Below are 15,269 nucleotides of genomic sequence, written 5' to 3' on the forward strand. Positions count from 1 at the left end.
ATAAAAAGTTACATAAATAACGTAGAATCCGTCATTATGTAACCTTTAAATTTAAAATTATTCAAATGAAATTTATCTGTAAACCATTCCACCATCAACTAAGATTGATTGGCCAGTGATGTAGTTGGAATCTTCGCTAGCTAAAAATGAAACTAAGTTTGAAACATCGCTAGGTTCTGATAAGCGTTTCATTGAAATGTTCTTAGCGAATTGCTCCATTCCCCATGATTCTGGCTTCCCAGCTTCCTTAGCAACACTCTTAGCAATATCTTCCATCATTGGTGTTTTCACAATTCCTGGACAGTAAGCATTTACCGTAATTCCTCGTTCTGCTAATTCCTTAGATGCAGTTTGGGTAATCCCCCGAATTGCAAACTTAGTAGAACCATATACAGTTAAATTAGGGTTCCCCTCTTGTCCAGCTTGAGAAGATCCATTAATGACCTTTCCGCCGTGACCAAGCTCCTTAAATGCTTGAATGGCCGCCTGGGTTCCCCAGATTACACCACCAACATTAATCTTGAATGTAAATTCAAGGTCTTCAGGAGTAACATCTTCAATTGGACTTGATGGGGCAACCCCTGCATTATTAACAATCACATTAAAATCACCAAAATGCTCCTTGGTTTGTTTAACAGCGTCGAAAACTTCATCACGGTTAGCAACGTCCGCCTTTACAGCAAATGCTTCACCACCAGCTTGATTTAATTCATCAGCAACTGCTTGCACCTTATCCAAGTGCCGTCCAACTAGTGAAACAGCAAAGCCATCATTGCTTAATCTTTCAGCAATCGACTTCCCAATTCCCTGTCCAGCACCTGTAACTAGCGCTACTTTTTTATTTGTCATAATTAAAAGTCCTCCTAAGGATATTTATTAAAATATGACTGTATTATATGCGGATTTAAATGGCTTGTTAAACGTTTCGAAGCGTGCTTGAGCATTTCTTAATAAATGCGGTCCTTCTTTGCTGAGTATCAGACTTTTTATCTAAGTCTCCTAAAATCGCCTTATGCGTTAGCTTAATTCCACAGAAGCCTAAAATAAAATGCTTCCATCTACTAATCACTCCACCATATAATCCATAAAAGAAAGCGGGCGCATGCGAGGTAATGAAGAGTGATGCAGTTTTATCACTCAATAGCTTGACCGTTTTGCCCTTGTCGTCATATCGATAACCGAATCCAGGTGTAAATACACGATCGACCCATCCCTTTAGAACAGATGGCTCAGCGGACCACCAAACTGGAAAGAAAAACGCTAAGTGATCCGCTTGCTTAATCAGTTCCTGCATTCTGTTCGGATACGATTCATCTTCCATGTGTTTGCGATAACCATAACGCAATACTGGATCAAATTGATCACTTGATAAGTCAATTAAGGTAACTTTAATGCCCTGTTGCTTAGCAGTTTCATAATATTGAAGCGCATTGGCATGTGATAGTGATTTTGCATCTGGGCTCCCTTGAATTACTAATAAGTTCATTTAATTTGAACCTCCACAATTACTTAATTTATTAGCTATATTTTACAGGATTAGTTTAATTAATCAAGATACTATTACTCATATAGTAGCGTTTTTCCAGTAATTTAGTGGCTGTTTTTATTTCTGCTAATGGGCTAACTAAAAAATTAGTATGGTGAGATGTAACCACTAGTTTATAACCATTTCGCAATCCATCAATTAACGTTTTTATTAGTTCGTGAATTTCTGCTTCTCTGGATGTAATTGCTGGTATTTGCCAAGTGCTAGCTACATCGCCAATAATCAAATGCCGATCAATATTATTAACAGCAACAAAATCTCTAGGACCATAGATATCCGAAACAAATTGTAACATATATACTTTTTCGTTCATTATAACCATACCTCCCCTCTAATTATTAAATACGCAAAAAGCAGCCCTTCTGATTTTTCAAAAAGGCTGCTTTTTTAGCATTAATTAATATTTTTTCAGAGCTTCAGCAATTGAATCCTTTTCAGATTCAACTAGTGCAACTTTAGTTTCGATTGACTTGATATCCATTTTAATTTCTCGAGTTAACCCAGGAGTGTTGACCTTAGGTTCAAAGAAGTTCTTGAATTCAGTTAATCTTTGCGCAGTATGGAAAACCCGCGTTGTGACAGTGATGAAACTCGTAAATTCCATGTCGCCACCAACGGTATCTTCAAGCCATTGCCATTCATTTCTAACCCAATCCCATGCAAACTGTTGGCCCTTATTATTAGCTAACGTTCCATAGTACCAAGCTCTTAAATCTTGGGGCTTAACGGTATTACTATCCTCAAACTTGTCGACTAGTTCCTTGATCAATTCAACGCTATTGACCTTCGTGATCGCATAGGTTAAATCACTCTTGTAACTAGCATCAGAGGTTTTACGATACTCATTTAACAACTGATCAAATAGTTGCTTGCTTTCGTAATTTTCTACTTCATTAGCAAGAACTAATGCCCGAATATCAGCAGAAACACTCCCTAAATCATTGCTATTTTCAACAAATATTTTATGAGCTGCTTGAATGGAGTTTTCATTCTTACCATAAAGAGAAGCACTTAAAACCGTCGGGCGGACCAATTGATCATCGTTTGATTCATTTGCTTGTGGGAGCCAACCTAATCGATTTACTTGATCACCACTTAGCTTATTAAAGAATTTCCGCAGGTGTTTTTCTGATTCAGAATCAGGAACAACAAATTCTTTGAACTTAGTTGCTAAGCGATAGATTCCATTAACAACGACTGCAGATTGGGTATTGGCAAATTTGGATAGTACCGGAAATACAGAGGCATACTTAACTTGACTCGCTTCCGATAATAATCGTAAATCTTGTAGGATTTGCATTTGATCGATATCATCTAGATCATCAGCACTGCTTAAAACATCATTTAGTAATGCATCGTCGTACTTAACAATAAAGTGGGAATTATTGCCAACGTTCAGTCGGAATGGTTCACCAGCTTGTTCACGTAATTCTGCATAGTCACCTAAGACTAATTTCTCATCAGCAAAAATAGTTGGCGCTACATCATAGTTACTATTTAATGGAATTTCCCATAATCTTCCTTTATCAACCCCATCACCAATGAAAAATTGCTTTTGAGTCAAGGTCAATTGCCCATTAACTACCGATGCGTTAACCACTGGATAGCCAGGTTGTTCCAACCATGTCTTCATAATCTTAGCTAGATCGATTCCTGATGCTTTACCTAGCGCATTCCAAAGGTCATCACCCTTAGCATTTCCGTACTTGTGAGCAGCAAAGTAAGCCTTTAAACCGGTCCGTAAGGCATCATCACCAACTAGCGCCCGAGCCATCACTAACATCCGAGCTCCCTTGGCATAAACGATGGCTGGATCAAATAAGGCATCGATTTCAGCTGGATGACTAACTTCAACGTGAACTGATTGAACACCATCAGTTGCATCCCGTTGTAAGGCAGCTGGAACATCAGAAGTTTGGAAGCTTTCCCAAATGTTCCATTTTGGCTCGATCGCATCAATGGCTACATATTCCATCATGTTCGCAAAGCTTTCGTTTAACCAGAGATCATCCCACCATTGCATCGTTACTAAGTCACCGAACCATTGGTGAGCTAACTCATGTGCGATCACGGTTGCGACCAACTGCTTAGTAGAAAGGGCTGTATTATCTGGGTCCAATAATAAGTAAGCTTCTCGATAGGTAACCAAACCCCAATTTTCCATTGCTCCAGCAGAAAAATCAGGTAATGCCAATTGCCAAGAATGAGGAAGTGGGTATGGGGTTTGATAGAAGTCTTCAAAAAATTCGATCGAACGTTTTGCAATATCAACAGCAAAGTCCAATTCCTTTGGCTGGTGAGCTTTAGTAGCAAACACCCCAATTTTAACGCCGCTCTTGGTTTCAGCATATTTACTCTGTAAGTCCCCGAAGCCGAATGCAACTAAATAGGTAGCCATCCGCACAGTTTCCTTAAAGTAATGCACACCATCTTCTTCTTTTTCTTCAGGCATGTTGCTGATCACCGTTTCACCTGGTTGTTCATCAAACTTAATCGCAATCTTAAAGGTCGCTTTAGCCTCTGGTTCATCCACACATGGGAATGCTTGACGTGCAAAGTTAGTTTCAAATTGAGTGCCGACTAATTGCTTTTTTACCCCGTCAACTTCGTAATATGAAGGGTATATTCCCATCATCGTATCAGTTAGTGGCGCAGTATATTCAATCATAATGCTATTATTACCAGTACTTGGTAATTCGAAGTTAATTAATTCAGCGTCTTTATCAACGCTAAAATCAATTTCGCTACCATCAACAGTAACAGTAGCTACGTTCAAATCCTTTTGATGAACTGCAACTGCCTTTTGCTTGGCATCAGCAATTATCGTTGTCTTTCCACTAATTAACTTTTTGCCTCGATCTACATTAATGAATAGATCATAATGTTTAGGTTGTAAAATCGGGTACAGTCTTTTAAATTCACTCATTATGATTCTCCTTTAAATCGTTTTATTATTTAAGTTTCATTTATTTATTATAATATTCTAATTATACAAGTTTGTAAACAATCATTCCATTTTTATATCTTACACTAACTAATTTGATTGTTAATAATTTTTTGTAATAAATCTTCATTATTCAAAGAATACAGATGAATCCTATCAACCCCATTTTGCTTCAATTCTAAGATCTGCTGATTCGTAAACTTCAGCCCCGCCCGAGCAAATTCTGATTGATCATCAATTTTCAAAATATTGACCAAGCTTTGTGGAACCGCCACATGTGTTAATGAAATCATTTTACTAACTTGTTCACGATTCAAAACTGGCAATACCCCAACTCTAATTGGTACCGTAATGCCGATTGATCGGGCCTGTTTTATAAAGGCAAATAAACGATGGTTATCAAAGCCAATCTGTGTGACCAACTCAATGCAGCCTGCGTTGATCTTAAATTTAAGGTTTTTAATATCAGTAGTTAAATCGAAAGCTTCATAGTGGCCCTCTGGATAACAGGCTCCCCACATCTTCATTTCTGGATGAATTGCCTTGATAAAAGCAATCAGATCACTAGCATGCGGAAAGACATTTGGTGATTGCTTATTAGCAATGTCATCCCCGCGTAAAATCAACGCACGGTTAATGTTAATCTTGATCAGCTTTTCAATCATTAATCGAATGGTCGTCCGTGTTTGATAACGACCAGTAATGTGCGTAACTACTGGAATTTTAAGTTGATTTTGAATTTGATCAGCAAACGTAAACCAATTTGCAGATTGCTGATTTCCACCCGCGTTAAATGGAATAAATACAGCAGCGGGATTGATTCTGCGAAGTAATTCTAAATTACGCTGATTGATCGATGGAGATGGACTTGCCTGAATTTCCAACGTCAGATTAGATCTGGAAACGATGCTCATAATTGTTACCATCCTTAATTCAATTTATTAATCATATTTTACAACAATAAATAAAAGAAGCCCAACGAACAACCTGTGGTTGAACGCTGGGCTCCGTTTAGGATAGAGTTATCAATAACTTTAAGAAAGGAATATTCATTATAATCTATGTCTAATATTAGGAAGAATGGAATTTTAGTAATTTCTATAAAACTTAAAACATTTACTAGGTTCGATAACTATCCATTCCTATTATAAAATTAAACATTCAAATATGTCAACAATAATATTCGGTATCCCTAAAAGTTAAATGTTTCGAATTAGTAATTCATCATTAATCGTGAACTCGTTTCTTTGGTGCGAAAAAATTGTTGATATAAGCATTCGATTGCACGCTGATAATCATTATTATTAACCCCGAATACGACCTTGATATCAGTATTGGTTTGAATTACCTGTTGAACCCGAACCCCATTCGACTCCAGTAAATCAATCATTTTACCGACCAATCTTGGTCGACCATAGAATTCTTCAGAAACTACCGCAATCTTTGCCATTCCAGTCTTCACTTGAATATCATCTGGTTTTACATCAAATTTAATTCGATCGATGAGTTGATTGATTCTTTGTTCATCTAGGTGTCCTGATAACACAAAGTTAATTGAATCACCTGAAAGTGAGTAAGTTGATTTCAAATTGAATGCGCTGACTAGTTTAATTAAACTAATGATCGTATTAACATTATTTGAAAGTTGATATTTTTTGACCGTTAGGATGACTTGATTTTTTTTACCAGCGATTCCAGCAATTTCAGAACCAATTTCAGCCTTTGATTTATCAGTAACTACGAACGTCCCGCCTAAATTAGGCTGATTGGTGTTCATAATTCGAATTGGGATGTGCTTGACACGAACTGGTTGAATAGCTTCCTCGTTAAATACTTTGACCCCCAAATATGACAACTCCTGTAACTCATCATACGACAGAACATCAATTTTGGCGGGATCATTAACGATCCTAGGGTCAACAGCTAAAATCCCATTCGTATCAGTCCAATTTTCATAACATTGAGCATTAACTAAGTTGGCAACGATCGCTCCAGAGGTATCACCACCACCACGTGGCAATAGTGAAATTGCTCCATTTGGATCGACACCGTAAAATCCAGGGATCACACAGTGGTTCAATCCCTTGGCCAGTGCCATTAGTCGTTGCTTCGATGCATCGTAATTGACTTTGCCATCAACTAAGACCAAAAAATCAGCTGAGTCAATAAATGGCCATCCCAAGTAGCTAGCGAGTAATTTAGCAGTTAAGTATTCACCCCGTGACACTAGTTGCGCATAGGTCATTTTTTGAATATTTTTAGAAATGTTAAGCCATTCATCATGAATGGGTAAATCTAATTTTAACGCATTAACGATCGATTCAATGCGGTTCCACACATCATTTAGAGCTACTGAATAATCCCGATTTGATTGAATCAGGTCATATATCTCAATCAACTGGTCAGTTAATTTAACTGGGTTGTTAGTTCCCTTCCCAGCCGCACTGACAACGGCAATTCTTCTTTGTGGATCTTGATTTAAAATGTTGCGGACCTTTTTGAACTGATCTGCATTTGCCATCGAACTTCCACCAAACTTAGCAACAATCATTATTCAACACCTCCGGATACCCGTGCCATAAACGCTTCACTATCTGATGGTAATACCTGCTTCATAATTGAATGCATTGAATCGGCATCAATATCAATAACCTTGTGGTATTCACCATCATCTTTAACTTGCCAGTCACTAGTTAACTGTTTAAATTCATCGGATGTGGTTCTTACAATGTAAGTGCCCCGTTCTGAATCATTCTTCAATTGGAGTGACTTCTCAAATGTTCTTTCTAAGTGTTTCACTTGACCGTTGATATCTAGAATATCTTGAACCACTGCATGCCCCGTTGGCATCATCCCAGCTCCCTGACCAATGAAGCCAAGGTCACCGATAGATTCGCCATGGAAACTAGCGTAATTGAAGTTATCATTGATACTAGCCTCTACATTCCCTTGTTTGTATAACACGGGTTCGATCACGTAGCTAAAGCTATCGTTTGCTAACTTACTACGGCCGATCAACTTAACGACTAGCCCTAACTTTTTAAAGTATTCAATGTCTTGGGCCTTGATTGTCCGAATCCCAAACTTAGGAAGGTTATCATCTGGATGCACCAAGATGTCATAAGCAACATCCACACTAATACAAAGCTTGTTTTCAATGTCATATCCATCGATATCGGCACTCGGATCAGCTTCGGCATAGCCGAGGTCTTGGGCTTGCTTTAAAACGGATTCAAATGATGCTCCAGTCTTAGTCATTTGATCTAAGATAAAGTTACTAGTACCGTTAAAAATCCCATGTACAGAATCAACTGGATCAATTCTTAAGGCCCGTTCTAGGTTAACGATCCAAGGAATCCCACCACCGACACTGGCTTCAAAACGAAATTGCACGCCATTGTCCCTTGCAACTTGCTTGAACTCTTCCATATATCTAGCTACCACCGCTTTATTTGCGGTCACAACGTTTTTATGGTGTTTTAACGCCTGTTCGATCATCGTATGGGCTGGTTCAATTCCACCTAATACTTCTACCACTGTTTCGACACTGTCATCGTTTAAAATTACATTATAATCAGAAACTAATTTGGCACCTTGGTTAACTTTATCTGCTCGAACGAAGATATGGGAAACATGGAGATCTGCTGTCATCGACATGGGATTGGCACCTTCAATAATTTTATTGATTCCTGTTCCAACGGTTCCTAATCCTAAAATCGCAATATTCATAAAACACAGCCTCCTAAATTATGTAATTGTGTATATTTTTCATAAACACTTGTTTTTTATTTAAAAACATATTATCATGGTTATAAATCAAATGCAAGTATATGGAGGAATAAAAGTTATGGCAGATCAATACATAAGTACACGAAATGGTGATATCAGAATCAATGCAAAGGAAGCGATCATCAAGGGCTTTTCCGATGATAAGGGGTTGTTCGTACTCCCTGACTTGGCTGATAAAAAAATCGATTTAGCTTCATTAATCAAAAAGGATTACCAAGGAATGGCAGCGGAAGTGCTTAAAGTGTTACTCCCCGACTTTACTAATGAAGAAATCGAAAAATGTTTGCACAACGCTTACGATCATTCTTTCAGTACTCCTTTGATCACACCAGTCAAAGATGTTGACGACTTTCATGTTTTAGAGTTGTTCCACGGTCCCACTAGCGCATTCAAAGACGTTGGTTTACAACTATTGCCAGAATTAATGCGGACGGCCCTTACTCCCGAACAACGGGTCATGATCCTGGCAGCAACTAGTGGTGACACTGGAACTGCCGCACTAGCCGGGTTCAAGGATACCGATCAAATGGGCATTAGCGTATTCTTCCCTGATGGCGGGGTTAGCCCAATCCAAAAGCAACAAATGTTAACCACTAAGGGAAATAATACCAATGTGGCTGCCATTAATGGTAACTTTGATGATGCCCAAACTAACGTGAAAAAGATTTTCAACGATGAACAACTTAAGGCTAAATTAGGTTCACACATCAGCCTTTCTAGCGCTAATTCAATTAATATTGGCCGCTTGATCCCTCAAATCGTTTACTACTTTAATGCATATAAACAATTGGTTGCAAACGGAAGTGTTGAATTTGGCAAGCCAATTAGTTTCACCGTTCCGACTGGAAACTTTGGGGATGTGCTTGCTGGATATTACGCCAAACTACTGGGCCTCCCAGTCAAGAAACTAGTGGTAGCATGTAACTCGAACAAAGTGTTAGCTGACTTCTTTGAAAACGGGGTCTATGACCGTAACCGACCATTCTTTAAGACGGTTGCCCCAAGTATGGATATTCAAATCTCTAGCAACTTTGAAAGATTGCTCTTCTACAAGAGCGGTGAAAACTCAAAGGCCATCAAAAAATTAATGGATGAACTAGAAACGACCGGAAAGTATCAGGTCAGCAAAGAAATGCTAGCTTCAATCCAAGCCGACTTTGAGTGTGGTTATAGTGATGATGCCCAAATCGAAAAATCGATCAAGGATGCTTTTGAACAATACCACTATTTAATGGATCCACACACTGCATCTGGATACTCTGTAATGAGAAACGCCCAGGCTAAGGATAAGGATACCCCAATGGTCTTACTAAGTACTGCTAGCCCTTATAAATTCGTTGATGCGGTCGCAGATGCAATTATTGGCCACCACGAAGAAGATGCGATTAAGACCACTCGTGCCATCTATGATTTTACTCACGTAGTAGTTCCAGAAAACTTAGCAAAAGTTTGGTCACTACCCGAAGATAAGGCCCCAGTGATCGATCCTAGCCAAATGGCAGAATTTGTTTACAACCGTTCAATGGAGGTGTTTCAAAATGATTAAAATTTCAGTTCCAGCCACCAGTGCTAACTTAGCCGTGGGATTTGATTGCATTGGAATCGCGGTTACGATGCATTCTAGTTTTGCGTTTAGCGCAAATGATTCCAGCCATCTTATGATCACTGGATGCCCCACTGCATTTCAAAATGAAGATAACTTAGTCTACCGAGCATTTAAAGCTGTTTGTGAATATTTAGACCAACCCGTTCCAGACATTCAAATTGAAATTCAAAGTGAAGTTCCTGTTTCAAGGGGACTCGGTAGTTCTGCGGTATGTATCGTTGGTGGACTAGCAGGTGCCAACCAATGGTTTGACAACCCGCTCACTAATGAGCAACTTTTAGAAATTGCTACTGAAATGGAAGGACACCCAGATAATGTTGCACCAGCAATCTATGGTGGACTTTGCATGGCATTTGTTGATTCTAACTCCCAAGTTCAAGTTGTAAGATATCCCGTTAGTGATAAATTTAATTTCACTGCCATCATTCCCAACTTTAAAATTAGCACAGCCGATGCTAGAAATGTATTGCCAAAGCAGATGAGTTATGCTGACGTTACGCATCAAGTTAGCCATAGCTTATTGATGACCCATGCAATTGGGACTGGTGATCTTAATCAACTACGTGAAGCCATGGATGATCGAATGCATGAACCATTTCGTAAAAAGTTAATTCCACACTTTGCTGATGTTGAGTCCATCTGCAAAGACCAAAATGCAGTATTATACGTTAGTGGTAGTGGCTCAACGATGATGGCGATTACCGATGACTATAAAAAGCAGCGCCATTTAATTTCTGAAATTAGTGAAGACTTTCCAGAATGGACCGCTAAAGCAGTTCAAGTTGATAATCATGGTGTAATGAGCGAGGTGTTCCAAAATCGATAAGTATTACGTTATTGATCAATCATTACTCCCAGAAACGTTTGGGAAGGTAATTAAAGCACGGCATTTATTGGATATTGGCAAGGTAAAAAAAATTAGTGAAGCTGTCAAAGAAGTCGGCATTAGCCGCGGCAGCTATTATAAGTATAAGGATCTAGTATATGAAGCTAATAACTCCTCTTGGGATCGAAAAGCCTTAATTTCCTTCATGTTAGATAACCAAAGCGGCCTGTTATCTAAGGTTTTAGCAACTATTTCTAAAAGTGAAGCTAGTATTCTTACAATTAACCAAAACATTCCAATCCACAATGTCGCCAGCGTCGTTATTTCGTTAGATTTAACACACATGCACCATACGATCGATGAATTACTATTCAATATTAAAAAAATCGATGGTACCAGTAAAGTGAATCTATTATCAATTGAATAGTTACAAAAAATAGGGAATTGGCATCCATGCCAACTCCCTATTTTAATAAATAATTACTGTAAAAAATCATTACCGACAAATACGTAAGCGCCAAAACTGAAATTAAATAAAACAACTCTTCAGCAGGGCCACCAGTTTGATAAAAATACCATTTCGAGCGACGACTTCCAGATCTCCGATACTTTTTATAAGAGTCCTTAATCGTCATTGGATAAAACCAATGAACACCCTGTTTTGAAAAGCTATCTTCTATTAAATGAAGGATATATCCAGCAAAAACGGCCCAATAGAAAACCCGTTGAAAATTAATGGCCGCAAAATTAGCTTCCATTAGTTTAAAAACTGGCAAATAATGAGCAGCCGCCCCCATCAATATCACTGCCCAAATACTATGAGTCCAAGTTCGATGCTTTTGAATTGCAAATATAAATCCAAATACCCCAAAAAAACGATTTATTCTGGTGTTCTTTACATCAATGTCAGGCATTTGAGCGCCAATCCAGACCCCCAAGACACTAATTATTTCAACTGAAATCGGTTGATTAGTAAAATATAACCCACCAATTACTAGTGCCTCTGAAGCGGCGATATGCGTTCTACGCAGTGCCATCGCTTTTTCATCTCTTCCTAGTCCTCAGAATATAGCGCCTCTACTAGTTCTGGTTCCATTTTTTCAGGTTTAGTAATTGGTGCATAACGCTTAATCAACTTTCCATCACGACCAATCAAGAACTTGGTGTAGTTCCACTTGATCCGACCATGACCGGACTCTTCCTTAAGGTAAGCAAACAAATCATTTTGATCGCTACCGTTAACTTGAACAGTCTTGGTCATTGGGAACGTCACACCATAGTGCATTTGGCAATATTCATTAATTTCTTTATCATCGGAAAGTTCTTGTTTAAATTGGTTAGAGGGAAATCCTAAAATCTCAAGGCCATCTTGATGATATTTTTTATATAGGGATTCCAAATCTTCAAGTTGACCAGCTAATCCACATTTACTTGCCGTATTAACAATGATCATCACTTTACCCTTGTATTTGCTGAGTGGCAATTCTTGGCCACTCATTTCAACTTCAGTAAAATCATAAATTGAACTCATCAAATAACACCCTTTCATTTTTAATAATAATTAATATTATTACATAATAATATTTTGAATGCTATTCAATTGTATCAAATTTTACACAAAAATAAGAAGCCTCTCAAATTTGAGAAGGCTTCTTATTTTTAGATATTATTGATTATCAGCTTGTGCTTGAGCAGCTTGGCCTAAGATGTTCAAGTAGTTAAACGGACGGTCAAAGTTTGGTTGGAAAAGCATATCAACCATTGCCAATTCATCAATGGTATTCTTATTTTGAATACATACTGATAAAGTATTAGCAGATTGTGAAATATCGTACTTACTCATTAAAGCACCACCAAGGATCCGACGTGTTTCTGGGTCGTAAACTAGTGACATCAATACTGGCGTAGTCGATGGCATAAATTCTGGCCGATAGTTATCTTCGATCACAACTTCACGCGCCTTAATTCCTTGCCGTTCCGCATTGGCCATGGTTAACCCAGTTGAAACGATGGCTTCACCGTATAATTCCAAACCTGATGAGGATTGAGTCCCCATGTACTTAGTAGTTGGCTTTTCGATGTTTTTACCAACTAAAATCCCTTGACGAACTGCATTGGTAGCCAATGGAATGTAAGCATCAGTCCCGGTTGGGTTGTAATGAACAGCAACGCTATCACCAGCACCAAAGATGTCTGGGTTAGATGTTTGCATGTAGTCATTAGTCTTGATAGCACCGTTTGGTAACATATCAACCTTACCCTTTAATAATTCAGTGTTTGGTCTGAACCCAACACAAAGGATTGCAATATCAGTCTTAATTTCAGATTTATCAGTAGTAATCGTTAATTCATCATCTCCAGCAAACTTAGAAACTCGTTGCCCTAATAATAAATTAACCCCGTGTTCTTTATAGCTAGCTTCAATTTTATCAGTAAATTTCTTGTCGAAGTATTTTGACATAACCCGATCATTCGTATCGATCAAGTTTACTTCATGACCGTGATTGGAGTATGCTTCAGCTAATTCAGCACCAATGTATCCACTACCAACGATGGTAATGCGCTTGTTGTCCTTTGCCTTTTCAAATAAGACTTGGGCATCGTGCCAGTTCTTACAGAAGTAAACGTTTTTGTTATCAACACCTTCGATTGGTGGTAATACAGGACGTGAACCAGTTGTAACAACTAACTTATCGTAGCTATCACTAGCAACTGCCTTAGATTCTAAATCTTCAACTTCAACCGTCTTAGCATCAGTATCAACTGACTTAACATCGTGTAGCATCTTAACATCTGCACCTAAATCAGCTAATTCCTTAGGATTAGAGTAGAAGAGCCCTTGTGGATCAGCAACCTTGCCATCAAGATAAAGTGCAATTCCACAAGAAAGGAATGAGATATTGTCATTTCTTTCGTACACCGTAACTTGTGCATCTGGATGTTCCTTTAAAATTTGTTTTACAGCAAAAGTCCCTGCGTGCGTACAACCTATAACAATAACTTTCATAATTAAAACTCCTTTAACATAAACAACTAACGTGTTTTTGTCTTTAAAATAATTTATAATCTAATCATAATATCTTGTGAATTAGAACACAAGAAAAAAGAATTAAGCTTAAGATGAAATTAATAAAAAAAATCGTACCATAAATAATGGCACGATTTTTAATCGTTATAGTTTTACTTTAAATCTTCGATTGCTTGTTGAGCAGCCACGTTAATGATGTTCCATGGACGGTCAAAACCAGGTTGGAAGAAGAAGTCAGCATAGGCTAAATCTTCAACCTTTAATTTAGCTTGAATTGCTAGTGAAATTGTGTTGATATTTTGAGTGGAATCTTGAGTCGACATTACTTGCGCTCCTAAGATCACGTGACTTGTTGGATCGTAAGTCAATTTAAAGATTACCTCTGCATTCCCAGCATCATCGGGAACAAATGGTGGTCTAAAGGTATCTTTAACCACTGTTGATTGGGTCTTAACCCCAAAGCGAGCTTCAGTTCCTTCCTTAATTCCAGTAGAAGCAAACTTGTAATCAAATACACTCAGCGCACTGGAGCCAGAAACTGGCACCATTGCGTGCTTACGACCTAAAGCATTAATCGCAGCATTCCGCCCTTGACGTCTAGCAGTAGTGGCAAGTGCGATCCGTGATTTTCCATCAGTAGCAGCAAATGGAACTAAGGTCGCATCCCCAACGGCGTAGATATCATCATCACTAGTTTGGCAGAATTCATTAGTCTTAATCAAACCATGGTCATCTAGATCGACAACGCCATCTAACCATTCAGTGTTGGCATGGATTCCAGCAGCTTCAACTACTAGGTCAGCTGGGATTTCAACCCCTTTTTCAGTAACCGCAGTGGTAACCTTACCATTTTCACCTTTATATTCGGCAACTCCTTGACCACCATAGAAGTCAACGCCATGATCCTTCATCGTAGTAGTCAAAGTGTCAGTGAATTCCTTATCGAGATAAACCCCTAATAAGCGTTCGTTATGTTCAACGATGGAAACCTTCATTCCAGCCTTAGCAAATACTTCAGCAGCTTCGATTCCAATGTATCCAGAACCAATTACGACAACATTTTTAACTGAAGGGTCGACGGTTTTTTCCTTGAGTTTAATTGCCCAATCACGGCCACGCATCTTATATACGTTTTCTAAATCTTCACCCTTAACGTGCAGGTTAGCTGGTACAGCACCCGGACTCATGATTAATTTATCATAGCTTTCATCACGTTCTGAACCGTCGTTATGGTTAACAACGTGAACAGTATGCTTGGCAGGATCAACAGCGGTAATTTCTTGTTTTACAAAAACATCAACGCCTTCCTTACGCATTTCATCAGGCTTTGCATAGCTAACGTCATTGACGTGTTTAACCGTTCCTTCAAGGTAGAGTTGCATTCCACATGATAAGAACGAAATAAAGTCACCCTTTTCATACCATTGAATTTCAGTATCTGGAGCATCTAATAAAATTTGACGAACGGCTTCATAACCACCGTGAGAAGAACCTAATACAATAACCTTCATTATTAATATCCTGCCTTTC

Annotated in this window: 14 protein-coding genes; 3 read left to right on the plus strand and 11 right to left on the minus strand. The window is 38.5% G+C overall.

Going from position 1 to position 15,269, the window contains the following annotated elements; all coding sequences use genetic code 11:
• Positions 1-72: 72 nt before the first annotated feature.
• The 7 genes from ACSYTJ_RS07300 to ACSYTJ_RS07330 all read right to left on the minus strand — a co-directional run bounded on the left by ACSYTJ_RS07300 (position 73) and on the right by ACSYTJ_RS07330 (position 8,219).
• Entirely contained in the window at positions 73-849 is a 777-nt protein-coding gene (locus ACSYTJ_RS07300) for a (S)-acetoin forming diacetyl reductase (RefSeq protein WP_491717665.1), read from the minus strand.
• Positions 850-916: 67 nt separating this feature from the next.
• Positions 917-1,486 carry an NAD(P)H-dependent oxidoreductase gene (locus ACSYTJ_RS07305; RefSeq protein ID WP_491720210.1) on the minus strand — a complete coding sequence of 190 codons (570 nt, stop codon included), beginning with the start codon at positions 1,484-1,486 and terminating at the stop codon, positions 917-919.
• Between the two features lie 55 nt (positions 1,487-1,541).
• Positions 1,542-1,859 (minus strand): hypothetical protein, encoded by a 318-nt coding sequence (locus ACSYTJ_RS07310; protein ID WP_491720211.1) that lies wholly within the window; start codon positions 1,857-1,859, stop codon positions 1,542-1,544.
• 84 nt (positions 1,860-1,943) lie between these two features.
• On the minus strand, positions 1,944-4,472 hold the full coding sequence (locus ACSYTJ_RS07315) for a M1 family metallopeptidase (protein WP_491720212.1): 2,529 nt from the start codon (positions 4,470-4,472) through the stop codon (positions 1,944-1,946).
• Positions 4,473-4,576: 104 nt separating this feature from the next.
• Positions 4,577-5,404, minus strand: a complete 828-nt coding sequence (locus ACSYTJ_RS07320) for a methylenetetrahydrofolate reductase (protein WP_491720213.1) — start codon at positions 5,402-5,404, stop codon at positions 4,577-4,579.
• A gap of 299 nt (positions 5,405-5,703) precedes the next feature.
• The gene (locus ACSYTJ_RS07325; RefSeq protein WP_491720214.1) at positions 5,704-7,041 is read right to left on the minus strand and encodes an aspartate kinase; all 1,338 of its coding nucleotides are present in this window, start codon (positions 7,039-7,041) and stop codon (positions 5,704-5,706) included.
• A complete protein-coding gene (locus ACSYTJ_RS07330) occupies positions 7,041-8,219 on the minus strand; it encodes a homoserine dehydrogenase (RefSeq protein WP_491717659.1) in 1,179 nt (392 codons plus the stop codon). Before ACSYTJ_RS07330 ends, ACSYTJ_RS07325 begins: the two co-directional genes overlap by 1 nt.
• Positions 8,220-8,337: 118 nt before the next feature.
• Between ACSYTJ_RS07330 and thrC the strand changes: the two genes are divergently transcribed.
• The 3 genes from thrC to ACSYTJ_RS07345 are packed head-to-tail and all read left to right on the plus strand — an operon-like array spanning position 8,338 to position 11,138.
• Positions 8,338-9,825, plus strand: coding sequence for a threonine synthase (thrC, locus tag ACSYTJ_RS07335; RefSeq protein WP_491720215.1), 1,488 nt, complete (start codon positions 8,338-8,340; stop codon positions 9,823-9,825).
• The gene (gene thrB / locus ACSYTJ_RS07340) at positions 9,818-10,711 is read left to right on the plus strand and encodes a homoserine kinase (RefSeq protein WP_491720216.1); all 894 of its coding nucleotides are present in this window, start codon (positions 9,818-9,820) and stop codon (positions 10,709-10,711) included. Before thrC ends, thrB begins: the two co-directional genes overlap by 8 nt.
• Entirely contained in the window at positions 10,704-11,138 is a 435-nt protein-coding gene (locus ACSYTJ_RS07345) for an ACT domain-containing protein (RefSeq protein WP_491717679.1), read from the plus strand. Before thrB ends, ACSYTJ_RS07345 begins: the two co-directional genes overlap by 8 nt.
• A 37-nt stretch (positions 11,139-11,175) precedes the next feature.
• On the opposite strand, the gene ACSYTJ_RS07350 is transcribed toward ACSYTJ_RS07345, so the two are convergent.
• From ACSYTJ_RS07350 to ACSYTJ_RS07365, 4 genes are all read right to left on the minus strand, one after another.
• Positions 11,176-11,748 carry a metal-dependent hydrolase gene (locus ACSYTJ_RS07350; RefSeq protein ID WP_491717656.1) on the minus strand — a complete coding sequence of 191 codons (573 nt, stop codon included), beginning with the start codon at positions 11,746-11,748 and terminating at the stop codon, positions 11,176-11,178.
• Positions 11,749-11,765: 17 nt separating this feature from the next.
• On the minus strand, positions 11,766-12,242 hold the full coding sequence (locus ACSYTJ_RS07355) for a glutathione peroxidase (RefSeq protein WP_491717654.1): 477 nt from the start codon (positions 12,240-12,242) through the stop codon (positions 11,766-11,768).
• Between the two features lie 135 nt (positions 12,243-12,377).
• Entirely contained in the window at positions 12,378-13,718 is a 1,341-nt protein-coding gene (locus tag ACSYTJ_RS07360; protein WP_491717653.1) for an FAD-dependent oxidoreductase, read from the minus strand.
• 173 nt (positions 13,719-13,891) lie between these two features.
• Entirely contained in the window at positions 13,892-15,250 is a 1,359-nt protein-coding gene (locus tag ACSYTJ_RS07365) for an FAD-dependent oxidoreductase (RefSeq protein WP_491717652.1), read from the minus strand.
• Between the last annotated feature and the right edge of the window lie 19 nt (positions 15,251-15,269).

The organism is Nicoliella sp. ESL1113, from assembly GCF_058509245.1.

Excerpts from the sequence above, each read along its gene's own strand:
- ACSYTJ_RS07300 (WP_491717665.1), bottom strand. The coding sequence starts at position 849 with ATGACAAATAAAAAAGTAGCGCTAGTTACAGGTGCTGGACAGGGAATT.
- ACSYTJ_RS07320 (WP_491720213.1), bottom strand. The coding sequence starts at position 5,404 with ATGAGCATCGTTTCCAGATCTAATCTGACGTTGGAAATTCAGGCAAGT.
- thrB (WP_491720216.1), top strand. The coding sequence starts at position 9,818 with ATGATTAAAATTTCAGTTCCAGCCACCAGTGCTAACTTAGCCGTGGGA.
- ACSYTJ_RS07330 (WP_491717659.1), bottom strand. The coding sequence starts at position 8,219 with ATGAATATTGCGATTTTAGGATTAGGAACCGTTGGAACAGGAATCAAT.
- ACSYTJ_RS07305 (WP_491720210.1), bottom strand. The coding sequence starts at position 1,486 with ATGAACTTATTAGTAATTCAAGGGAGCCCAGATGCAAAATCACTATCA.
- ACSYTJ_RS07315 (WP_491720212.1), bottom strand. The coding sequence starts at position 4,472 with ATGAGTGAATTTAAAAGACTGTACCCGATTTTACAACCTAAACATTAT.
- ACSYTJ_RS07350 (WP_491717656.1), bottom strand. The coding sequence starts at position 11,748 with ATGGCACTGCGTAGAACGCATATCGCCGCTTCAGAGGCACTAGTAATT.
- ACSYTJ_RS07365 (WP_491717652.1), bottom strand. The coding sequence starts at position 15,250 with ATGAAGGTTATTGTATTAGGTTCTTCTCACGGTGGTTATGAAGCCGTT.
- ACSYTJ_RS07360 (WP_491717653.1), bottom strand. The coding sequence starts at position 13,718 with ATGAAAGTTATTGTTATAGGTTGTACGCACGCAGGGACTTTTGCTGTA.
- ACSYTJ_RS07325 (WP_491720214.1), bottom strand. The coding sequence starts at position 7,041 with ATGATTGTTGCTAAGTTTGGTGGAAGTTCGATGGCAAATGCAGATCAG.
- thrC (WP_491720215.1), top strand. The coding sequence starts at position 8,338 with ATGGCAGATCAATACATAAGTACACGAAATGGTGATATCAGAATCAAT.
- ACSYTJ_RS07355 (WP_491717654.1), bottom strand. The coding sequence starts at position 12,242 with ATGAGTTCAATTTATGATTTTACTGAAGTTGAAATGAGTGGCCAAGAA.
- ACSYTJ_RS07310 (WP_491720211.1), bottom strand. The coding sequence starts at position 1,859 with ATGAACGAAAAAGTATATATGTTACAATTTGTTTCGGATATCTATGGT.